This is a genomic window from Glycomyces artemisiae (genome assembly GCF_003002955.1).
Classification (GTDB): Bacteria; Actinomycetota; Actinomycetes; order Mycobacteriales; family Micromonosporaceae; genus Glycomyces; species Glycomyces artemisiae.
Window position 1 is genome coordinate 192,812 of sequence record NZ_PVTJ01000004.1, and the last position, 20,504, is coordinate 213,315.

General features: G+C 71.8%; 18 protein-coding genes. 10 read left to right on the plus strand and 8 right to left on the minus strand.

Translation table 11 applies throughout. The features are described from left to right. Positions 1-42 precede the first annotated feature (42 nt). Entirely contained in the window at positions 43-1,494 is a 1,452-nt protein-coding gene (gene dacB / locus B0I28_RS12270; RefSeq protein WP_106364118.1) for a D-alanyl-D-alanine carboxypeptidase/D-alanyl-D-alanine endopeptidase, read from the plus strand. Positions 1,495-1,930: 436 nt separating this feature from the next. On the opposite strand, the gene B0I28_RS12275 is transcribed toward dacB, so the two are convergent. Continuing rightward, positions 1,931-3,727 carry a carbohydrate-binding module family 20 domain-containing protein gene (locus tag B0I28_RS12275; protein ID WP_106364119.1) on the minus strand — a complete coding sequence of 599 codons (1,797 nt, stop codon included), beginning with the start codon at positions 3,725-3,727 and terminating at the stop codon, positions 1,931-1,933. A 198-nt stretch (positions 3,728-3,925) separates the two neighbouring features. Here B0I28_RS12275 and B0I28_RS12280 point away from each other — a divergent pair, with 198 nt between their 5' ends. Together B0I28_RS12280 and tilS are read left to right on the plus strand one after the other, a co-directional pair. Next, on the plus strand, positions 3,926-4,993 hold the full coding sequence (locus B0I28_RS12280; RefSeq protein ID WP_219926726.1) for a zinc-dependent metalloprotease: 1,068 nt from the start codon (positions 3,926-3,928) through the stop codon (positions 4,991-4,993). Further along, on the plus strand, positions 4,986-6,044 hold the full coding sequence (gene tilS, locus B0I28_RS12285) for a tRNA lysidine(34) synthetase TilS (RefSeq protein WP_181245767.1): 1,059 nt from the start codon (positions 4,986-4,988) through the stop codon (positions 6,042-6,044). Before B0I28_RS12280 ends, tilS begins: the two co-directional genes overlap by 8 nt. Before the next feature lie 429 nt (positions 6,045-6,473). On the opposite strand, the gene hpt is transcribed toward tilS, so the two are convergent. Continuing rightward, complete coding sequence (gene hpt, locus B0I28_RS12290) at positions 6,474-7,088, minus strand: hypoxanthine phosphoribosyltransferase (RefSeq protein ID WP_106364121.1); 615 nt, start codon at positions 7,086-7,088, stop codon at positions 6,474-6,476. Between the two features lie 291 nt (positions 7,089-7,379). Here hpt and ftsH point away from each other — a divergent pair, with 291 nt between their 5' ends. Both ftsH and folE read left to right on the plus strand, forming a co-directional pair. Then, positions 7,380-9,359 carry an ATP-dependent zinc metalloprotease FtsH gene (gene ftsH / locus B0I28_RS12295; RefSeq protein WP_106364122.1) on the plus strand — a complete coding sequence of 660 codons (1,980 nt, stop codon included), beginning with the start codon at positions 7,380-7,382 and terminating at the stop codon, positions 9,357-9,359. Between the two features lie 120 nt (positions 9,360-9,479). Beyond that, the gene (gene folE, locus B0I28_RS12300) at positions 9,480-10,118 is read left to right on the plus strand and encodes a GTP cyclohydrolase I FolE (protein WP_106364123.1); all 639 of its coding nucleotides are present in this window, start codon (positions 9,480-9,482) and stop codon (positions 10,116-10,118) included. Positions 10,119-10,231: 113 nt separating this feature from the next. On the opposite strand, the gene B0I28_RS12305 is transcribed toward folE, so the two are convergent. Then, positions 10,232-10,867: a hypothetical protein gene (locus B0I28_RS12305; RefSeq protein ID WP_106364124.1), complete on the minus strand. Its 636-nt coding sequence runs from the start codon at positions 10,865-10,867 to the stop codon at positions 10,232-10,234. A 157-nt stretch (positions 10,868-11,024) separates the two neighbouring features. Here B0I28_RS12305 and B0I28_RS12310 point away from each other — a divergent pair, with 157 nt between their 5' ends. Next, on the plus strand, positions 11,025-11,597 hold the full coding sequence (locus tag B0I28_RS12310; protein WP_106364125.1) for a hypothetical protein: 573 nt from the start codon (positions 11,025-11,027) through the stop codon (positions 11,595-11,597). A 3-nt stretch (positions 11,598-11,600) separates the two neighbouring features. Here B0I28_RS12310 and B0I28_RS12315 read toward each other — a convergent pair whose 3' ends face one another. From B0I28_RS12315 to B0I28_RS12325, 3 genes are all read right to left on the minus strand, one after another. After that, positions 11,601-12,758, minus strand: coding sequence for a DNA polymerase III subunit delta' (locus B0I28_RS12315; RefSeq protein WP_245888958.1), 1,158 nt, complete (start codon positions 12,756-12,758; stop codon positions 11,601-11,603). Then, positions 12,755-14,890 (minus strand): dTMP kinase, encoded by a 2,136-nt coding sequence (gene tmk / locus B0I28_RS12320; RefSeq protein ID WP_219926727.1) that lies wholly within the window; start codon positions 14,888-14,890, stop codon positions 12,755-12,757. The genes B0I28_RS12315 and tmk overlap by 4 nt, the downstream gene beginning before the upstream one ends. A gap of 107 nt (positions 14,891-14,997) precedes the next feature. Beyond that, a complete protein-coding gene (locus B0I28_RS12325; RefSeq protein WP_219926728.1) occupies positions 14,998-15,669 on the minus strand; it encodes a TetR/AcrR family transcriptional regulator in 672 nt (223 codons plus the stop codon). A 357-nt stretch (positions 15,670-16,026) separates the two neighbouring features. Here B0I28_RS12325 and mshA point away from each other — a divergent pair, with 357 nt between their 5' ends. Next, entirely contained in the window at positions 16,027-17,262 is a 1,236-nt protein-coding gene (gene mshA, locus B0I28_RS12330) for a D-inositol-3-phosphate glycosyltransferase (RefSeq protein ID WP_342761209.1), read from the plus strand. Beyond that, a complete protein-coding gene (locus B0I28_RS12335) occupies positions 17,262-17,735 on the plus strand; it encodes a type III secretion system chaperone family protein (protein WP_219926742.1) in 474 nt (157 codons plus the stop codon). The genes mshA and B0I28_RS12335 overlap by 1 nt, the downstream gene beginning before the upstream one ends. A 50-nt stretch (positions 17,736-17,785) precedes the next feature. On the opposite strand, the gene B0I28_RS12340 is transcribed toward B0I28_RS12335, so the two are convergent. After that, a complete protein-coding gene (locus tag B0I28_RS12340) occupies positions 17,786-18,166 on the minus strand; it encodes a lactococcin 972 family bacteriocin (RefSeq protein WP_146148065.1) in 381 nt (126 codons plus the stop codon). A 230-nt stretch (positions 18,167-18,396) separates the two neighbouring features. Beyond that, positions 18,397-18,894, minus strand: a complete 498-nt coding sequence (locus tag B0I28_RS12345; protein ID WP_106364129.1) for a TetR/AcrR family transcriptional regulator — start codon at positions 18,892-18,894, stop codon at positions 18,397-18,399. Between the two features lie 106 nt (positions 18,895-19,000). Between B0I28_RS12345 and B0I28_RS12350 the strand changes: the two genes are divergently transcribed. Further along, positions 19,001-19,573: a hypothetical protein gene (locus B0I28_RS12350; protein ID WP_106364130.1), complete on the plus strand. Its 573-nt coding sequence runs from the start codon at positions 19,001-19,003 to the stop codon at positions 19,571-19,573. Positions 19,574-19,693: 120 nt separating this feature from the next. Beyond that, positions 19,694-20,446 (plus strand): phosphoglyceromutase, encoded by a 753-nt coding sequence (locus B0I28_RS12355; protein ID WP_106364131.1) that lies wholly within the window; start codon positions 19,694-19,696, stop codon positions 20,444-20,446. The last annotated feature ends 58 nt before the right edge of the window (positions 20,447-20,504 follow it).

Genomic DNA, 20,504 nt, shown 5'->3' on the forward strand with positions numbered 1-20,504 from the left:
CCAGGCTCCTGTGCAGTGCTCTCAATGGCCTAGTCTCTGTGCATGTCCCTCAGCGACAACGCCGACCCCAAGGTCGCGAGTAGTACGCCACACGCCCGGCCCGCCGCGCCCGCTCCGGCGCGGCCCCAGAAGCAGGGTCCGCGGCGGCGCCGCCGGGTCCTGACCGGCGTGCTCGCGGCGCTGGCGGTCCTGGTCACCGTAGCCGCCGCAGGCGGCCTGGTGTGGCAGATCTCGGCGGTCGCCGCCCCGCGGACGGGCACATTGACCGCGCCCGAGGCGTACCCGCCGGCGGCCCCGGCGCCGGTGCTGGCCTCGTCGAACGCCGGCGCGCCCGTGCCCGACCTCCAGTCGGTGCTCCCGGCGCTGCTCGCCGACGCGCGCCTGAACGGGAGCCTGTCGGCGTCGTTCGCCGACGCGCTCACCGGCGAGGTCCTGTTCGAGCAGGAGGGCACGACGCCGCTCGCACCCGCGTCGTCGATGAAGGTGGTCACGGCCGTCGCGGCCCTGGAGCACCTCGGCGCGGAGTACCGGATCCCGACCACCGTGGTCGAGGGCCCCACCGAGGACAGCGTCGTGCTCGTCGCGGGAGGCGACGTGACGCTCACGGTCGACGGCGAGGGCTACTACACCGAGTACGCCGACGGCGCGAGCCTTCAGGAGCTCGCCGACCTGGTGCTGGAGGCGCGCGGCGGCACCGCGCCGACCACGGTCTACCTGGACACGAGCGTGTTCACCGACAACCCGAAGGCCGAGGGCGTGCCCGCCACGGACCTGGAGACCGCGACCGCGCCGATGGCGCCGTTCATGGTCGACGGCGGCCGCGTCGACAACACCCAGAAGTACGCGCAGCACTACCCCGACCCGGCGCAGGTGGCGGCCGAGCAGTTCGCGGACCTCCTCGGCGCCGACACGGTGGCCGACGGGACCGCCGAGGCGGGCGCGGCCGAGCTGGCCGTGGTGTACTCGGCGCCGCTCGCGGCGCTCATCGACGAGCTCATCCTCACCTCCGACAACCTGCTCGCCGACGCGGTGTCGCTCCAGACGGCGCTGGCCGTCGAGGGCGAGATGACGTGGGCGGCCATGTCATCGGTGCACCTGGCGACCCTGGAGAGCCTGGGCGTCGACAACACCGGGCTGGTGTTCTACGACGGCTCGGGCCTGTCCCCCACCAACCGCATGACCGCGAACGCGTTCACGCAGCTGCTGCTCGGCGCGGCCGGGTCCAAGTCGTCGGCGGTGTTCGGGTCCCTGCCGGTCGCCGGGTACTCCGGGACCCTCCACGACCGCTTCGGCACCGCCGAGGACGGCAAGGGCGTCGTGCGGGCCAAGACCGGCACGCTCACCGGCGTGAGCTCCCTGACGGGGACGCTGACCACCGTCGACGGACGCCAGCTCATCTTCTCCCTCATCAGCAACGGCGCGACCTCCGGCGAGACGGCGGTCGAGGCGGCGCTGGACGAGATCGCGACGGCCGTCGCACTGTGCGGCTGCTGACCGGCGGCGCTGGCGGATGGACGCCTGCCTCCTGCGCGGCAGCCGGTCGGCGGTCGGCGGCAGCCGGTCGGCGGTCGGCGGTCGGCGGTCGGCGGTCGGCGGTCGGCGGTCGGCGGTCGGCGGTCGGCGGTCGGCGGTCGGCGGTCGGCGGTCGGCGGGAGCGTCGGCCCGCGGTCGCCGGTTCGTCTAGTTCATTCGCCTCCTCCTTACTGCGGCACGTCCATGGTGGCTGGCCGGACCTGAAGCTGCGCTGAAGCGGCCTGAAGGCGCCTTCAGGAAGCAGGGCAGGTATTACGGAGAAGGGCCCCGGGCGCTGCGCGCCCTGGGCCCGAATGCATTGCAGCCGTGGAGGACCAGTGGTCCAGGCCGCCCGCCTCGCGGGCCGGTTCAGCCGATTCAGCCGGGTCGGCCACGCTGGCCGGGCCGGGCTGGTCGGTCAGGCCGTGTTCCAGGTCTGGTTCAGCGCCAGGCATCCGGCAGCGGGGACGGTGGCGGTGCGGTTGCCGATGGACTCCCAGGTGAGGCTGCCGTTGGAGCGGACGATGACGTACTTGTACTGGAACGTCGTCCCGGCCGGGACCGAGACCGTGCCCTTCCAGTACGGGTAGCCGGTGCCCGAGAGGTGCGCCGAGGCGATCGGGGTCCAGTTGCCGAGCTGCGGGATCGAGCCGACGATGTAGACCTCGTCGCCGACGCTCGTGCCGGTCACGTACGCGCTCACCTCGACGCAGTCGCCGGTGTCCCCGCCGCTGCCGCCGCCGGAGTCGTTGCCGACGTAGATCGCCAGCGCGGTCTTCGCGGCGACCGTCGCGGTGAAGGTCCCGCCGGAGACGGTGACGGTGGAGCCGGAGATGACGTCGGTGTAGGACCCGTTGGGGAGCGAGGTCGTGAACGTCTGGGTGATCGAGGAGGTCCCGGCGTTGATGACGACGTGGCCGCTGTCGCCGCGGCCGAAGGCGAGGGCGTCGCCGGAGCCCCAGGTGTTGACGACCGCGTCCCCGGCGGTGGCGGCGCGGAATCCGGCCATGCCGCTCATGTACGGGGAGCGGTGGATGCAGGTGAAGGCGTCGGAGCCGCAGTTGACGTCGGCGACGGAGCCGTCCGAGTTCAGGGGCGGGCCGGAGTGGTTGGCGGAGAAGGAGTATCCGGTGTAGGAGGCGGGGGTGCCGAACGGGTAGGCGAGCATGAAGGCCTCGCCGAGGAGGTAGTCCTGGCCGTTCTTGTAGCTCATGGTGAGCGAGCCGCGCTCGGTGTCGTGGTTGGCGACGAAGACGCCCGCGGGCGAGGTGTAGCCCCAGGAGGTGCCCATGGTGGTGAGGTAGCGGGCCTCGGAGGAGCCGTTGATGTGGTTCTTGAGGTCGTAGGAGTAGGAGAACTCCTGGACGTCGCCGATGCCGGTGTACTCGGCCTCGGTGATGGGTTCGCCCGCGGCGCCGATGACCTCCTGGACGATGTAGGGGTCGCCGTCGACGAGGTCCATGATGGCGTCGAGGTCGGTGGCGGAGATGTGCTTGGCGGCGTCGACGCGGAAGCCGGCGACGCCGAGGCTCATGAGGTCGTCGAGGTAGGCGGCGATGGTCTCGCGGACGTGGGTGGAGCCGGTGTTCAGGTCGTTGAGGCCGACGAGGTGGCACTCCTGGACTTCGGTGCGGTTCTGGTAGTTGCCGATCTCGCAGTAGTTCGAGCCGGTGTTGTGGAAGTCGTCGGCGTCGTAGCCGGCGTCGGGGTAGTAGAACTGGCGGTACTCGCTGCCGTTCCAGCCGTAGCGGGTCTGGGTGGCGGACCCGGCGGCCATGTGGTTGATGACGACGTCGGCGATGACGCCGATGCCGTTGGCCTCGCAGGTGGCGATCATGTTCGCGTATTCGGCGCGGGTGCCGAGGCGGGACTCGATCTCGTAGCTGACGGGCTGGTAGTGGATGTACCAGGCGTCCTGTTCGCCGGAGGAGGCGTCGGTGCCGAGGATGTGCTCCTGGGGCGGGGAGGTCTGGACGTAGGTGTAGCCGGAGTCGGCGAGGGCGCCGTCGCATTCGGCGGCGATGGAGTTCCAGGTCCACTCGAACATGTTGAGGATGGAGTCGCCGCCGCCGAGGGCCGCGGCTGGGGCGAGGTCGGCGGTGGCCGCGGGGGCGTCGGGGGCGGTCTGCGGGTAGGCGGCGGCGAGCACGGCGGCCGCGGCGAGGGCGGCCCCGCCGGAGGCGGCGAGCAGCCGCCTGGCGATGGAGTGAGGCATCGTTGCTCCTTGTGCAATTTCTGCCCGCAATCCTGCAAGATGTTGCGAGCTTGGAGAGAGCGTAGCATCTCCGGTCCGAAACTTTCAAGACGTTCGATATTTGAATTCGTAAGCGCGGGCTTTCGCCGGGACTGAGCGGGTTCGACCCGCTTGCGCGGGATAGTGGCGAGACGACTGCGCTCTGGATAGGCTTGGACGATGGCGCCGCCCGCAGGGAACCCGATGCTGCCGTCAGTCGACTGGCGGACCGCCGCGTCCTGCTCGCAGGCGTTCAGCAAGGGCGGGCCGCGCATGAGCCGCGAAGGCGCCCTCGACGTCGTCGCCGACCTCCACCGCCACGCGCAGACCGCGATCGGCCTGGTCACCGACTACACCGGGCTCGTCCCCGCGACCAGCGCGCCCGTCGACGTCGTCGACCGCATCCGCTGGAGCCGCATCAACATCGCCGGGTTCCGGCGCCTCCTCACCGGCCTCGGCGCCGACGTCGAGGAAGCGGGCGTCCCCAGCGCCGCCGCCCGGCTCACCGGCGTCCAGGCCGGCGCCGTCCTCGCGTTCCTGTCCTCGCGGGTCCTCGGCCAGTTCGAGACGTTCTCCTCCGACACCGGTCGGCTCCTGTTCGTCGCCCCCAACATCGTCGAGGTCGAGCGGCGCCTGCGCCTGCCCTCGCGCGAGTTCCGCCTGTGGATCGCCGTCCACGAGGCCGCGCACCTCACCCAGTTCACCGCCGTCCCGTGGATGCGCGGCCACTTCGAGGGCCTCATCCAGACGTTCTTCGACGCCGCCGAACCCGACCGGTCCTCCGCGGCCGGCCTCGCGCTCGCCGTGCGCCGCGCCCTCGCCTCCGCCCGCGACGACGAGCCGCAGCAGGGCCCCGGCACCGACGTCATGACCGCCGTCACCAGTCCCGAACAGCGCCAGGCGATCTCGCAGATCCAGGCGCTCATGACGCTCCTGGAGGGCCACGCCGAGTCCGTCATGGACGGCGTCGGCCGCACCTCCATCAACCACGTCGCGCTCCTGCGCCGCCGCTTCGACCGCCGCCGCACCAACCCGACCACCTTGCAGCGGTTCCTGCGCCAGCTCCTCGGCCTCGACGCGAAGATGCGCCAGTACGCGGCCGGGCGGCGCTTCGTCGACCACGTCATGAGCGAACGGGGCCTCGACGGGTTCAACCGCGTCTGGGACGCCCCCGCGAACCTCCCCACCGAGGCCGAGATCGACCGGCCCGAGCTGTGGACCGCGCGCGTCCTCGGAGCCCGTGGCTAAGCTGCCGCCCGCGGTGGCGCGCCTGCGCGCCGCCGTCCGGGAGGGCCTCGACGGCCTCCCGCCCGGATCGCTCGTCCTCGTCGCCTGCTCCGGCGGGCCGGATTCCCTCGCGCTCGCCGACACCGTCGCGTTCTGCGCCCCGCGCGCGGGGCTGCGGGCCGGGCTCGTGAGCGTCGACCACGGACTCCAGGACGGCTCGGCCGAACGCGCCGCCGCAGTCGCGGACTGGGCGCTCGGGGCCGGGCTCGACCCGGCCGAGGCCGTGCGCGTCGAGGTCGGCGTGGACGGCGGGCCCGAAGGGGCCGCGCGCGCGGCCCGGTACGCGGCGCTCGACGCGGCCGCCGAACGCCACGGCGCCGCCGCGGTCCTGCTCGGGCACACCAGGGACGACCAGGCCGAGACCGTGCTGCTCGCGCTCGTGCGCGGCGCCGGGCCGCGCGGCATCGCCGGGATGCGGGCCGTGCGGGGCCGTTATCGGCGGCCGCTGCTGGGCGTCGCGCGGACCGATACGCATGCGGCGTGCGCCGAGCGGGGGCTCAAGCCCTGGGCCGACCCGCACAACGAGGACCCGCGGTTCCTGCGGTCCGCACTGCGGCCCGCGCTGGATTCGCTGGTGGCCGTGCTCGGGGAGGGCCTCGTCGCGAACCTCGCTCGGACCGCGGCGCTCGTCGGCGAGGACACCGACTACCTGGACGCGGTCGCGCTGGCCGCGCTCGATGAGTGTCGAGTTGCTGGTGCGGCGGGGGACGGCGGATCGGGCATCGGCGGGCCGGGTGCCGACGGCGGTGCGAGCGGCGATCCGAGCCGCGGGGTTTCGGACCGCGGCGAGCTGGACGCGAAGCGGCTCGCGGCGCTGCCGGGACCGGTGCGGACACGGGCGCTGCGGGCGTGGGTCCTGGAGTCGGGGGTGGACGGCGCGGAGCTGAACCACCGGCACCTCGCGGCGGTCGACGCGCTGGTCGCCGACTGGCGCGGGCAAGGGCCCGCGTTCATGCCCGGGGGCATCGAGGTCACCCGGGCGGACGGGCGCCTTCGCGCGCTACGCCCGTAGGGAGAGCGTCGTCGCACCCGGTCAGCGCGGCCTTCCGGACGCCGGTCCCGGCCGCTTCATTCCGCGCACTGCGCCCGCGGGCTGCGCCGGGGCCGCGCTTCGCGCGGGGCGGCGGCGTGCGCCGTCCGGAGGGCGGGTGGGTGGGGTGGACGTATTACCATCCTGAGCCCCCACCCGCCCAGGGGAGATATAGGTGCGATCCTCCGGCGGGGGTCCGACAGTTCCGAGGCCCTCCCGGGCCGGATGTGATCCAGTGGTTTCCGCTTATAGCGAAACTGGGAGAACTCCCAGTAAGCAGCGAACGGGGTTCTGGAACCAGACGCCGACAGTGGAATCGGGCACGGGCACGGGCACGGGAACAGGAACGGGGCGCGGAAAAGGGCCCGCGCTCCGCGCGGGCCCTCGGACGGATTCGGACGGGGTGCTCCCCTACTGGTACACCTCGGGGTTGAGCACGCCGATGAACGGGAGCTCGCGGTAGCGCTCGGCGTAGTCGAGGCCGTAGCCGACCACGAACTCGTTGGGGATGTCGAAGCCGACGTACTTGACCGGGATGTCGACGCGCTGCACGCCCGGCTTGCGGAGCATCGAGACCACCGAGACCGACGCCGGGCGCAGGCCTTCGAGGTACTTGAGCAGCCACGACAGCGTGAGCCCTGAGTCGATGATGTCCTCGACGACCAGGATGTGCTTCCCGGTCACGTCGGAGTCGATGTCCTTGAGGATGCGGACCGTGCCCGACGACGTCGTGGAGCTGCCGTACGACGACAGCGCCATGAACTCCATCTTCACGGGCACCGTCAGCGCCCGCGCGAAGTCGGCCATGAACATGACCGCGCCCTTGAACACGCCCACGAGCAGCAGCTCGTCGGCGGTGTCGGCGTAATCCGCCGAGACCCGCGCGCCCAGCTCGGCGACCTTCGCGCGGAGCTCCTGCTCGGTGATGATGGTGCGCTCGATCTCCCCGGCGTACCACGCCTCCGGATCGAACACCGCGTTCTGCGCCGCGGCTGACGGCACCTCGTTGACCAACTCCGACGTCATGGAACAAGGGTGCCACCCGTTCGCTCGCGCCGCAGGCTTGGGTGGGCGAAGTCAAGCCGCCCGTGGTACTAATTACGGACTATCGGCGGGGCGGGTAAAGGGCGGCGACCGGCGCGAAGCGCCATCTTCCGGGTGCGAACGCTATAGGACGCCGATCCTTCACACCGTGTACGTTCGAGGTGTCAAAGCCTTGCGGCCAAGGAAACCCAGCAAGGCCGCAGCGAGGCCCCGCGCGCCGTGCACGACCGCGGCCCCGCTCGAATACGCGACGAACGCAGCAGGAGGAAACGAGTGGTCGACGCCGGGAGACCCACACCTGAGCGGAAGCGGTTCTTCCGCAGGCCGCTCGTCTGGATCGTGCTCATCGCCCTCATCGCGGTCCTCATCGGCAGCTTCTGGTCCGGCGGCTCCGACTACGACGAGGCCACCACCTCCGAAGTCCTCAAGGACATCAACGACGGCAACGTCAAGGAGGCGAACCTCCTCGACAAGGAGCAGCTCGTCCAGCTGACGCTGACCAGCGGCGACCAGGTCGAGGCCTACCTCCCCGCGGGGATGATGGAGACCGTCGCCACCGAGCTCGAAGACGCGGGCGTCAAGTTCGACACCGAGGTCAACGAGACCTCCGTGTTCGTGAGCTTCCTGCTGAGCCTGCTGCCGATCGTCCTCATCGTCCTGCTGCTGCTGTTCTTCATGTCGCAGATGCAGGGCGGCGGCTCGCGCGTCCTCAACTTCGGCAAGTCGAAGGCCAAGATGGTGTCCAAGGACACCCCGAAGACCACGTTCGACGACGTGGCCGGCGCCGACGAGGCCGTCGAGGAGCTCCGCGAGATCAAGGACTTCCTCGAAGACCCGAAGAAGTACCAGGAGCTCGGCGCGAAGATCCCGAAGGGCGTCCTCCTGTTCGGCCCGCCCGGCACCGGCAAGACGCTCCTCGCGCGCGCCGTCGCCGGCGAGGCCGGGGTGCCGTTCTACTCGATCTCCGGGTCCGACTTCGTGGAGATGTTCGTCGGCGTCGGCGCCAGCCGCGTCCGGGACCTGTTCACGCAGGCCAAGGAGAACGCGCCCGCGATCGTGTTCGTCGACGAGATCGACGCCGTCGGCCGCCACCGCGGCGCCGGCATGGGCGGCGGCCACGACGAGCGCGAGCAGACGCTCAACCAGCTGCTCGTCGAGATGGACGGGTTCGACACGAGGGGCGGCGTCATCCTCATCGCCGCCACGAACCGCCCCGACATCCTCGACCCGGCGCTCCTGCGGCCGGGCCGCTTCGACCGCCAGATCCCCGTCGACGCCCCCGACAAGGAAGGGCGCCAGGCGATCCTGGCTGTCCACGCCAAGGGCAAGCCGTTCGTCCCCAACGTCGAGTTCGAGACGATCGCGCGCCGCACGCCGGGCTTCTCCGGCGCCGACCTGGAGAACGTCATCAACGAGGCGGCCCTGCTGACCGCCCGCCACAACGAGAAGGCGATCTCCGCAGACGCCCTCGAAGAGGCCATCGACCGCGTCATCGCCGGACCCGAGCGCAAGGGCCGCGTCATGGGCGACGCCGAGAAGAAGATGACCGCCTACCACGAGTCGGGCCACGCGCTCGTCGCCCACGCGCTGCCGCACGCCGCGCCCGTCCACAAGCTCACGATCCTGCCGCGCGGCCGCAGCCTCGGCCACACGCTCGTGCTGCCGACCGAGGACAAGTACACGCAGACGCGCTCGGAGATGATCGACACGCTCGCGTACGCGCTCGGCGGCCGCGCCGCCGAGGAGCTCGTGTACCACGACCCGACGACCGGCGCCTCCGACGACATCTCGAAGGCCACCAAGGTCGCCCGCGCCATGGTCACCGAGTACGGCATGTCCTCCAAGCTCGGCGCCGTCAAGTACGGCTCCAGCGGCTCCGAGCCGTTCCTCGGCCGCGAGTACGGGCACCAGAAGGACTACTCCGACGAGATCGCGGCCCTCGTGGACGCCGAGGTCAGGGCCCTCATCGAGATCGCCCACGACGAGGCGTACGCGATCGTCACCGAGTACCGGGACGTGCTCGACCAGATGGTCACTGAGCTGCTGGAGAAGGAGACCCTGAACCAGGAGGACCTGGAGCGGATCGCCTCGCGCGTCGTCAAGCGCCCGCCCATGTCCCCGTTCAACGGCACCGACAAGCGCAAGCTCGGCCAGCCGCCGGTCTCCACGCCGAACGGGTCCCGCCCGGCCGACGGCCCCGACGAGGGCATCGAGGTCGGCCCCGGCACCGAGGGGCAGACGCCCCTGCCGTAACACCGGTAACACTGAGCGAAGTAGATTCGGGCCCGCCTACCTGCGTAGGCGGGCCCGAGTGTTTCCAGCGCGTGACGAAGCGCACTCGTATTGTCGGGGCGGAAACGTAAGCTTGGCGCCATGGCTGAACTCGACAACCTCGCCGCGCGCCTCATCGACGGCAGGATCAACGGGAGCCCCGTCGAGAACGTGGTGGATCTGGAGCGCATCGAGGGCGCCGTGCGCGAGATCCTCGCCGCCATCGGCGAGGACCCGGACCGGCCCGGGCTCAAGGAGACCCCCCGGCGCGTCGCCCGCGCCTACGCCGAGCTGTTCGCGGGGCTCCGCGTCGACCCGGCCGAGGTCCTCAAGACCTCGTTCGACGAGAACCACAACGAGCTCGTGCTCGTGCGCGACATCGACGTGCAGTCGTTCTGCGAGCACCACCTGCTGCCGTTCACCGGCGTCGCCCACGTCGGGTACATCCCCGGCGTCAGCGGCCAGATCGTCGGCCTCTCGAAGCTCGCACGGCTCGTCGAGGTGTACTCGCGGCGCCCGCAGGTGCAGGAGCGGCTCACCAGCCAGATCGCCGACCAGCTGTACGAGTCGCTGGAGGCGACCGGCGTCATCGTCGTCGTCGAATGCGAGCACACGTGCATGTCCATGCGCGGCATCAGGAAGCAGGGCTCGAAGACCATCACGTCCGCGGTCCGCGGGAGCCTCCAGTCCGACGCGCGCACCCGCGCCGAGGCGATGTCGCTCCTGCGCGGCGGCGCCTGAACGGGGACGCGAGCACCCGCGCGGGGACGCGACGAAGGGCCGGATGCGTCGCATCCGGCCCTCGCGTATGGAAGGACTGAGGCCAGGGGTGTCCGGTCTCAAGCACCCGGTTGTTAGATGACCTGACCCGTCTGGGACTGGAACGAGTCGCCCTCGGGGGTGGTCTCGGTGTAGACGGTGTCGAGGAACGCGTCCTCGTTCTCGTCGGTCAGGACCGCGTCGGCCACGCCGTCGCCGTCCGAGTCGATCGAGATGTCGTCGGCGAAGCCGTCGGCGTTGTTGTCCGAGACCACGATGTCGGTGTAGCCGTCGCCGTTGGTGTCGGTGGCGACCTGGTCGATGTAGCCGTCGGCGTTGGAGTCCACGGAGACCTGGTCCACGAGGCCGTCGCCGTCGGTGTCGGACTCGTAGGTGTCGAGGTAGCCGTCCTGGTCGGAGTCGGAAGCGTAGGACTCCAGCGAGCCGTCGCCGTCGGTGTCGAGGATCAGCTCGTCGCTGATGCCGTCGCCGTCGTAGTCGGTGGCCACGCCCTCGGCGTCGCCGTCGCCGTCCGCGTCGATCAGGGTCACGCCGTCGGCGGTGATCGTGGTGTCCTCGATGCCGTCGCCGTTCACGTCGAAGGACTCGTCGACCGAGGAGACCTCGGTGTCGTAGCCGTAGTCGTCGCTGTAGTCGGCGGTGGTCTCTTCCTCGGTGTAGTCCTCGGCGGTGACGTCTTCTTCGACCGCGGGCTCTTCGTACTCGCTCATGTCTTCCATCCTCAGGGCTTGAAGTGTTCGGTGCTTGTGAGAAGAACTTTACGGCCGGGCCCCGGGCCGTGAATCCCCAGAGTGTGCCAACCCCCTATGCTTTCTCCGGTCCCCCTTGCGCGCAGTTGTCACAGAAGGTCAGGAGCGTTCCTTGGGCTTGTCGGACAGCTCCTTCGCGGTCCCGGATCCGCCTCCGGCCCTGGTCCCGGTGCCCGCGGGCCGGGCGTTCGACCTCCACTCCTCGCGGGTCGTCACCGGCGCGCCCGGGTGCGGGTGGCAGTTCGACCTCCGCGCCGACGACCCCGTGACGCGGGACGGGGCGCTGCTGGTGCCGCTGATCTCCGAGGCCGACTACTACCGGGCCGTCGACGGCGACGGGGACGCGTACGCGAGCCTCGTGCCCGCCGAGGACGTGTGGGTGCAGCGGCCCGAGCCGGGCACGGGCGCCCCGCGGCCCGGGTACCTCATCGAGCGCCTCTCCGACCCCGACGCGCCGCCGGTGCGCCGGCCCTACCCGGCGTCGGACGTGCCGAACCTGATCGGGCGGCGGGTGTGGAACTGGACTGACGGGGTGTTCCGCGACGACTTCCGGTGCGTCTCGGAGCCGTTCGAGACCGACGGGGACTTCTGCGTGCGCGTCGTCGAGGAGCGCGCCTGGTACCGGTGGCGGCGCAGCGGCCAGATCCCGAAGGCGCAGGACGCGTTCATCCACCATCTGTGGACGCAGTGACCGCTAGGCCCGCCAGAGGGCGAGCATCATCGCCTCCACCGCGATGCGGGGACGGACGTTCGCTTCGATGGCCTTGCGGCAGGCGAGGATCGCGTCGATGCGGCGCAGCAGGGACTCGGCGCTGAGGCGGGCGGCGGCCGCGCGGGTGGTGTCGGCCATGTCCGGGTGGACGGGGTCGACGCGGGCGCCGAAGCCGGCGGCGAGGGCGTCGCGGTAGAACGCGGCGAGGTCGACGAGGGCCCGGTCGAGCGAGTCGCGCTGGGCGCGGGTGTCGCGGGTCTTCTGCTTCTTCTCCAGCTCCTTGAGCGCCGCGGAGGCGCCGCGGGCGGCCCTGGACGCGCCCTTGCCGGTGCCGCCCTTGCCGAGGGCGGTCTCCAGCGCCTCGCGCTCGGCCGCGGAGCGCTCGGTGTACGTGCCGGAGGCCTCCGCTTCGGCGGCCTCGATGAGCTCGACGGCGGCGGTGAAGCACGCGCCGAGGCCGGTGAGGCGGCGCGGGATCTGGAGGACGTCGTGGCGCTTCGCGCGGGCCTCCGCGTCGGTGGCGAGGCGCCGGGCGCGCCCGACGTGGCCCTGGGCGGCGGCGGCGAACAGCTCGGCCTCGCGGCGGTCGAGGCCGTCGCGGGCGACGAGGAGGTCGGCGATCGCGCCGGGCGGGGGCTGGCGCAGGCCCATGACGCGGCAGCGGGAGCGGATCGTCACGGAGATCTCGGCCGGGTTCGTCGACGGCGCGCACAGCAGGAACACCGTGCGCTCGGGCGGTTCCTCGACGGCTTTGAGCAGGGCGTTCGCGGCGGCCTCGGTGAGGCGGTCGGCATCCTCGACGATGAGGACCTGCCAGGGCCCGGAGGTGGGGGCGCGGGAGGCGTCGAGGATGAGGCCGCGCACCTGGTCGACGCCGAGGGACAGTCCCTCGGGGATGACGCGCGTGACGTCCGGGTGCGTGCCGCCGAGGACCGTGCGGCAGGAGTGGCATTCGCCGCAGCCGTCGTCGGGGCATTGGAGGGCCGCGGCGAACGCGACCGCCGCGGTGGAGCGGCCGGACCCGGGCGGGCCGGTGAACAGCCACGCGTGGGTCATGCCGGTGCCGCGGGCGGCCGCGGCGAGGACCCGGCGGGCCTCGTCCTGGCCCACGAGCTCGTCGAACACCCCGGAGACGGTCACGCGCGACCGGCCTCCTCGGCGACGTTGCCCCAGCCGTACTCGTCGGGGCCGCGCTCGGGCTCCTTGTCGGAGTCGAGGCCGGGCCAGCCCGCGTCGGTGCGGGCGGTCTGGGTGCGGATGTCGAGGCGCTCGGCGACGGCCTCGCGGACCGCGGCGGCGATCTCGTCGGGCGTGCCACCCGCGGGGATCACCAGGTAGCGCTTGGGTTCGGCGGCGGCGAGGCCGAGGAACGTCTCGCGGACCCGCTCGTGGTACTCGATGCGCTCCTGCTCCAGGCGGTCGCCCTCGCCGCCGGCCTTGGCGCGGTGCAGGCCCTGCGCGGGGTCGACGTCGAGGAGGACCGTCAGGTCGGGCTTGAGGCCGCCCGTGGCCCACTGGGAGACCCACGCGACCTCGTCCTTGCCGAGGTCGCGGCCCGAGCCCTGGTAGGCGATCGAGGAGTCGATGTAGCGGTCGGAGACGACGACGGCGCCGCGTTCGAGGGCCGGGCGGATGACCTTCTCGACGTGCTGGGCGCGGTCGGCGGCGAACAGGAGCGCCTCGGCGCGCGGCGACGGCGCGGAGTCGCCGCCGGAGTCCAGGACGAGGGAGCGGATGCGCATGCCGATGTCGGTGGCGCCCGGCTCGCGGGTGAGCACGGCCTCGTAGCCGCGGAGCTTCAGCCACGCGGCGAGCTTCACGGACTGCGTGGACTTCCCGGCGCCCTCGCCGCCTTCGAAGACCACGAAGAAGCCGTCGCTGGCGAGCGGGACGGCCGCCGAGAGCGGGCGCCCGCGCAGCGAGGACCACAGGTCGGCGAAGACCGGGACGCCCGGCTTGTCGTCCATGGACCGGAACGCGGTCACGCCGAGCCAGACGACGAGCCCGGCGGCGACGAACAGGAGGATGCGGCTCATCGACACCTGGACCTCGGTGAACCCGAGGTCCAGCTGGCGGGCGGCCTGCCAGCCCGCGAGCGGCGCGGAGATCGTCATGGAGAGCATGAGGATGACGCGCGCGGAGACGGCGATGAACGCGAACATGCGGCCGCGGATCTCGTCCTCGGTGGACCGCTGGAGGAGCGTGATCCCCGCGAGGAACGCCATCCCGGCGCCGAGGCCGATGATGACGGAGCCGATGACGGAGAAGACCATGTGCGGGGCGACCGCGTCGATGGCGAGCCCGGCGCCGGCGAGGACGATGCTCATGCCGAACCAGCGCAGGCGGGAGAGCTCCCCGATGAGCTTGGGGCCGAAGGCGATCCCGGCGCCGAGGCCGAGGAAGAGGAACACGGCGAGGGTGTAGAACGCGGCGTCCCCGGCGCCGAGCGTCGCCGCGTACACGGTGCCGACGCCGATGAGGATGCCCGCGCCGCTGAACGCGCCGAGCATCCCGAGGATGAGGCCGCGCACGCGCTCGTTCGTGCGCAGGTAGGCCCAGCCCTCGACGAGGTCGTGCCACACGCTCGTGGTCTTCGCGGCGATCTGGCCGTAGCGGCCGGAGATCTGCGGGATGAAGAAGTAGACGGTGGCGGCGAGGATCGCGAACATGGCCGCCGTCAGGTACAGGGCGATGACCATCGGCTCGGCCCAGGAGCCGAGGTTGGACCAGACGTTCGATCCGCGTTCGAGGATCGCGAGGACCGCGAACGCCAGCGGCGGGGCGATGCCGTAGGTGGTGGCGAGGCTGAGCTGGTTCGCGGCCTCGTACTTCTCCTGCGGGAGGAGGTTCGGGACCGCGGCCTCCTTCGCGGGCGACCAGATGAGGACCGCGCCCTCGATGCACAGCTGGGCGACGGCGAGCCACACGACGGTGAACGCCGTGTTGTTCGTGATGAGGTAGACCGTGGGGACCGAGGCGATGAGCAGGAACCGGGCGGTGTCGCACGCGGCCATGGTCTTGCGCCGGTCGAACCGGTCGGCGAACACGCCCGCGACGGGCCCGAGCACCAGGGACGGCAGGAGCCGGAGCACGATCGTCGCGGAGAACGCGGCGCCCTTGGCCGCGGGGTCGTCGAACAGGGACTGCGCGAACCCCGCGGTGGCGAAGATCGCGAGCCAGTCGCCGAAGGAGGCCAGGCCGAGCACGGTCCACAGCCGCCGGAAGGGCTTGATCCGCAGCACCGTCTGGATGTCGGCAAGGGTGTTCGCCATGCTGCTCCTCGAAAGTCAGAAGACCGCACCGGGTCGACTACGAGACTAGTCGGCCCGATGCGGCCTCACGTCCCGGCGCGGTCTTCAGAGTGGCCTGGGACGTCGTTCTAAGGAAGGCGGCGGGCGAGGTAGTCGCAGACGACGCCGTTGGCCTCGGCGATCGACGCCGTGCAGCCCTCGGGGTCGCGGCGGAACGCCAGGCGGACCAGGGCCTGCCCGGTCTCGACGGCCACCGTCACGGTCTTGCCCAGCTCGTCGTCCCCGCCGATGCCGAAGCGCTGCGCGAGCCCCGCGAGGATCTGGTCGGCGATCACGTCGCCGCCGGTGGTGACCGCGTCGGCCCGGCCCGGGTCGATCGCGTCGGCCAGGTGGAGGACGCGGAAGCCGGGCGCCGTGCGGTACATGTGCACGTACTCGGCGATCGCGGCCTCGACCCCGGCCCGCCAGTCGGCGGGGGGCTCGGCGTCGAAACGGGCGGTCAGGCGCTCGAAGTACAGGTCGATGTACCGCTGCGAGAGCGCCTCGGCGAGCGAGCGCTTGTCCCCGAAGAACTGGTAGACCGAGCCGATCGCGACGTCGGCGCGCTGCGCGATGGCGGTGGTCGAGAGCCGGTCGTAGCCGACCTCCTCGATCAGGTCGGCGGCGGCGTCGAGCATCCGGCGGACGCGGGCGGCCGAGCGCTCCTGGACGGGCAGGCGGCGAAGCGAGTGCGTCTGGCCGAACTTGGACACCGGTGACATCGTGGGCTGCCTCGCGGCCGGCACGGTGGCAGTGCTCATGGTGTTGTCTCCCCCCTCGTGATGACAAGTCACCCCATCATGGACGACTTGCCCGGATTTGAGGCTCATTCCCGGTCGTGTCGCGAGAGAAATTCCGGCTTCCCCCGACCGAGTGTCACCAATCAGACACGAAACGGATCGAAAGCTCCATGTCGTCCATCGACTTGCAGGAATGCGGAGTTGGTCACTCCCGCGCGTGCGGCGGTTGTGCCCGGGCACGCCGAGACGGAAGGATGGCGAGGGTTTTGCGCGTTGCTCTAGGGGATGGCAGCCGCGGGAGAGGAAGAACACGTGAGTCAACGGCGCACACCGGCGTTCCGGGCCCGATGCCGCAAGCAGGCGGTCCACCGCGTGGCGATGGTCTCGGTCCACACCTCCCCGCTCGCGCAGCCCGGGACCGGCGACGCCGGGGGCATGAACGTGTACGTCCTCAACACCGCCCGCGAACTCGCCCGTTCGGGCGTCGAGGTCGAGATCTTCACCCGAGCCACCTCCTCCGAGGAGCCCCCCACGGTCGAGGCCGCCCCCGGCGTCCTCGTCCACCACCTCCCCGCCGGGCCCTTCGAGGGCCTCTCCAAGAACGACCTCCCGACGCAGCTGTGCGCGTTCACCGGCGGCCTCCTGCGCGCCGAGGCCCACAACCGGCCCGGCCACTACGACCTCATCCACGCCCACTACTGGCTCAGCGGCCAGGCCGCGCAGGTCGCCTCAGAGCGGTGGAACGTCCCGCTCGTGCAGACCTTCCACACCCTCGCGAAGGTGAAGAACGCGCAGCTGGCGGAGGGCGACAAGCCCGAGCCGATCGGCCGCGTCTGCGGCGAGGAGCAGATCACCACCGAGGCCGACCTGCTCATCGCGAACACTGCGGCCGAGGCCGACGAGCTCCAGCGGTACTACGCCGCCGACGCCCGCCGCGTCGAGGTCGTCCACCCCGGCGTCGACCTGGGGGTCTTCCGCCCCGGCGACCGGTACGCCGCGCGCGCCGCACTCGGGCTTCCCCAGGACGCGCTCGTCGTCGCGTTCGTCGGCCGCATCCAGCCCGCCAAAGCGCCTGACGTCTTGTTGAGAGGGCTTGCGCGCCTGAGGGAGACCGACCCGGAGCTGGCCGAGCGGATCGTCCCCGTGTTCGTCGGCGGGCCCTCGAACACCGACCTGTACTGGCTGCCGAAGCTCGCCGGGGAGCTCGGCCTCGGCGACCGCGTCCAGTGGCGCACCCCGCGCTCGGGCGAGGCGCTCGCGCAGGTCTACCGGGCCGCCGACGCCGTCGCCGTCCCCAGCTACAACGAGTCGTTCGGGCTCGTCGCCCTCGAAGCGCAGGCCACCGGCACGCCCGTGCTCGCCGCGAAAGTCGGCGGCCTGCCTACAGCCGTCGCCGACGGCGTCTCGGGGATGCTCGTCGACTCCCACCGCTCCGACGACTGGGCCGGGGCCCTCGGGCGCCTCATGGGCGACGGCGCCCTGCGCGAGCGCCTCGCCGCCGGGACCCGCACCCACGCCGCGCTCTTCTCCTGGCAGGCCACCGCCGAGGGCCTCGGCGCCGCCTACCGGCGCACCGTCCTGCGCCGCTCCCAGGCGATTACCCTGAACCGGTGATCGAGCGACTCAAGGCCGCCCTCGACGGGACCGGCGCCGACTACCGCCTGGACACGCCGCGCTCGGCGGTCGTCACGCTCCCCGGACGGCGCAAGCTCGCCACCGAATGCGGCCTGATCCTCGAAGACCACGCCCTCCGCGTCGAGGCCTTCGTGGCCCGCCGACCCGAGGAGAACCGCGAAGCGGTGTGGGCGGAGCTGCTGCGCCGCAACGGGAAGCTGTACGCCGTCGCGTTCGCGACCGACGCCAACGACGACATCCACCTCGTCGGCCGCCTCCCCTTCACCGCGCTCACCGCCGAGGAGCTCGACCGGGTCCTCGGGCAGGTCCTCGAAGCCGCCGACGACACGTTCAACACGATCCTCGAACTCGGCTTCAAGTCCTCCATCGAGGAGGAGTGGCGCTGGCGCCTCTCCCGCGGCGAGTCCACGAGGAACCTCGAAGCCTTCGAGCACCTGCGTCCGGCGGACTGACGCGGCGAGGCGCGCCCCCGCACGGGAGCGCGCCTCGGACCGGACCCGGGTCAGGGGTTCGGGTTGTACTTCGCGTGGCAGGTGAACCCCCACCCGGCGGTCGCGTAGGCCTGGGCCCAGTCGCCGGGGCCCGCGGTGACGGTGTTGACCGAGTTGCCGATGATCGCCGTCGCCGTATGGACGTTGTCCGGATGCTTGTAATTGGAGTAGCAGCCCTTCAGGCCCGTCGAGCCGTCGAACCCGCTGCCGTAGCACCAGGTGCCGCCGTCGACGTCCTGGCAGCCCTCCTCCTCGACCGCGGTCAGCCAGGCCGGCGCGGCCGGCCCGGAATCCGGCGCGGCGATCGGCCCGGCCTGTGCGGCGCCCGCGCCGCCGAACAGCATGAACGCCGCCGCGGCGGCCGCAGCGGCCGCCTGTCCCACCCGCTTCATCGCAGGGTCCCCCTAGGTGTCCGTGTCGCTCTGTTCCCTTGCGCCGCTTGCTGAAAGAAAATTCCTTCGGCACGTCGCGCCCGATCGAAGCTACCGGAGGGCGCAAGGGGTCATCGGGAGTTCGCCGAATTCGGCTCACGACCGGGCCCGAGTGTCGTGAACGCGACACCCGCCACGCCACCGCGGCGACCGGAGGGCGTTCCGCGCGAAGCGGAAGGACTGAGGCGGCTTCAGCGTCCGATGAGCGCCGCGGTCGGGAACCGACCGGGCTCGCCCGCGAGGCGCTGCACGGTGTCGAGCCAGACCGCGCCGTGGAGCGGGAGCCAGAACGCCAGCGCCGCATCGCGGTCCGCGCCGTCCAGGCTCGCGGCGGCCAGGTCGGTGACGGCGTCGGCGAGGTCGAGGCGCAGGCCGGGGTCGACACCGAGGCCGTCGAGGTCGGCGGCGAAGAGGAAGAGGAAGTGGCGGGGCGCGGTCTCGGCGTAGGCGGCGTAGGCGCGGGCGAAGCCGGGTCCGGCGGCGGCGAGCGCGCCGGTGAGGTCGGCGGCGCAGGAGCGGTAGACCTCGGCGAGGAGCCGCTTGCGGTTGCCGAAGTGGCTGTAGACGCACATGGTGGAGCGGCCGGAGGCCTCGGTGAGGCGGCGCACGGACAGGTCGCCGGTGCCTTCGCTGGCGATGAGGTCGCGGCTGCCGGCCACGAGCTGCTCGGCGACGGTCGGTGACGGCACGGCGTCCTCCTGATCACGATTCGGCCCGGCGCTTGACGGCTTCCGCCGGATCAATAACAATCGTTATCACGATAACAGTCGTTATTCCATCCCTCTGGAGGTCGAGATGACCGAATCCCTTGCACCCGTGCAGCTCCGACTCGCGGCGGTGGCCGGGTGGCTCAGCGCCGCCATCGTCCTGGTCAACACCGCCAAACGCGCCGAACTCCTCCCGGCTTCGGCCGCGACCCAGCTCCTCGCCCCGCTCGCGCAGCTCTTCGCGATCGGCCTGATCCTGGGCCTCTATGCGGCGTCCCGCCGCCGCGGCCCGCTCCTCACCGCGGGCCTCGTCGCGAACCTCGCGGCCGTCGCGGGCCTCACCGCCGCCGAGGTCTGCATCAACCTCGTCTTCGCCTACCTCGAACCCGCCCAGGTCGACCACCTGCGCGGCGGCCCGCTCGGCGCCGCCCTCACCGCCGCGTCGCTCCTGTTCATCCTCGCCACCGCCGTGTACGCCGCGGGCCTGTGGCGCGGCGGCGCGCCCCGCATCCCCTTGGCGCTGTATGCCCTCGCCGCGGTCCCGATCGGCCTGCGCGCCTTCGTCCCCGAAGCCGCGCTCCAGGTGTCGCTGCTCGTCCTCGCGGTCGCGCTGGCCTGGCTCGCGGCGTCCCTCTGGCGCGGCCCGGCCGCCCGCCGCTGACCCGCGACGGGACCGCCCGGTCCGCACCGGCGGCCGTCGCCTGCTGTGAGGAGGCGACGGCCGCCACACCTTTGCGGCGAGCGGGGTGGCGGGGCGGGCGGGACGCGGCAGGATAGGGGTATGACTTACACGCTCGTGCTGCTTCGCCACGGCGAAAGCGAATGGAACGCCAAGAACCTGTTCACCGGCTGGGTCGACGTCAAACTGTCGGCGTCGGGCGAGGACGAGGCGCGGCGGGGCGGGCGGCTGCTCGCCGAGGCCGACCTGCTGCCGGACGTGGTGCACACTTCGCTGCTGCGCCGCGCCATCAACACCTCCGAGCTGGCGCTGGCCGAGGCCGGGCGCTCGTGGATCCCCGTGAAGCGGTCGTGGCGGCTGAACGAGCGCCACTACGGCGCGCTCCAGGGCAAGAACAAGGCCGAGACGCTCGCCGAGTTCGGCGAGGAGCAGTTCATGACGTGGCGCCGCTCGTACGACGTGCCGCCGCCGGTGATCGAGGCCGGCTCGGAGTACTCGCAGGACGGCGACGCCCGCTACGCCGACCTGGCCCCCGAGGTGCGCCCGGGCACCGAGTGCCTCAAGGACGTCCTGGAGCGGATGCTCCCCTACTGGTACGACGGGATCGTCCCCGACCTGCGCGCGGGCAAGACCGTTCTCGTCGCGGCGCACGGCAACTCGCTGCGCGCGCTGGTGAAGCACCTCGACGGCGTCTCCGACGAGGCGATCGTGGGCCTGAACATCCCCACGGGCATGCCGCTCAAGTACGAGCTCGACGAGGAGACCCTGAAGCCGGTCGTGGCCGGGGGCGAGTACCTCGACCCCGAGGCCGCCGCCGAGGCCGCCGCCGCGGTGGCCGCGCAGGGCAAGAAGTAAAGGGAATCGGCCGCGCTGGGTGAACAGCGCGTGACGTCGATAACGGCCCGGTGCTCGA

Coding starts and splice junctions, on each gene's coding strand:
- dacB (WP_106364118.1), top strand. CDS start 43: ATGTCCCTCAGCGACAACGCCGACCCCAAGGTCGCGAGTAGTACGCCA.
- B0I28_RS12275 (WP_106364119.1), bottom strand. CDS start 3,727: ATGCCTCACTCCATCGCCAGGCGGCTGCTCGCCGCCTCCGGCGGGGCC.
- B0I28_RS12280 (WP_219926726.1), top strand. CDS start 3,926: ATGGCGCCGCCCGCAGGGAACCCGATGCTGCCGTCAGTCGACTGGCGG.
- hpt (WP_106364121.1), bottom strand. CDS start 7,088: ATGACGTCGGAGTTGGTCAACGAGGTGCCGTCAGCCGCGGCGCAGAAC.
- folE (WP_106364123.1), top strand. CDS start 9,480: ATGGCTGAACTCGACAACCTCGCCGCGCGCCTCATCGACGGCAGGATC.
- B0I28_RS12305 (WP_106364124.1), bottom strand. CDS start 10,867: ATGAGCGAGTACGAAGAGCCCGCGGTCGAAGAAGACGTCACCGCCGAG.
- tmk (WP_219926727.1), bottom strand. CDS start 14,890: ATGGCGAACACCCTTGCCGACATCCAGACGGTGCTGCGGATCAAGCCC.
- B0I28_RS12325 (WP_219926728.1), bottom strand. CDS start 15,669: ATGAGCACTGCCACCGTGCCGGCCGCGAGGCAGCCCACGATGTCACCG.
- mshA (WP_342761209.1), top strand. CDS start 16,027: ATGGTCTCGGTCCACACCTCCCCGCTCGCGCAGCCCGGGACCGGCGAC.
- B0I28_RS12340 (WP_146148065.1), bottom strand. CDS start 18,166: ATGAAGCGGGTGGGACAGGCGGCCGCTGCGGCCGCCGCGGCGGCGTTC.
- B0I28_RS12350 (WP_106364130.1), top strand. CDS start 19,001: ATGACCGAATCCCTTGCACCCGTGCAGCTCCGACTCGCGGCGGTGGCC.
- B0I28_RS12355 (WP_106364131.1), top strand. CDS start 19,694: ATGACTTACACGCTCGTGCTGCTTCGCCACGGCGAAAGCGAATGGAAC.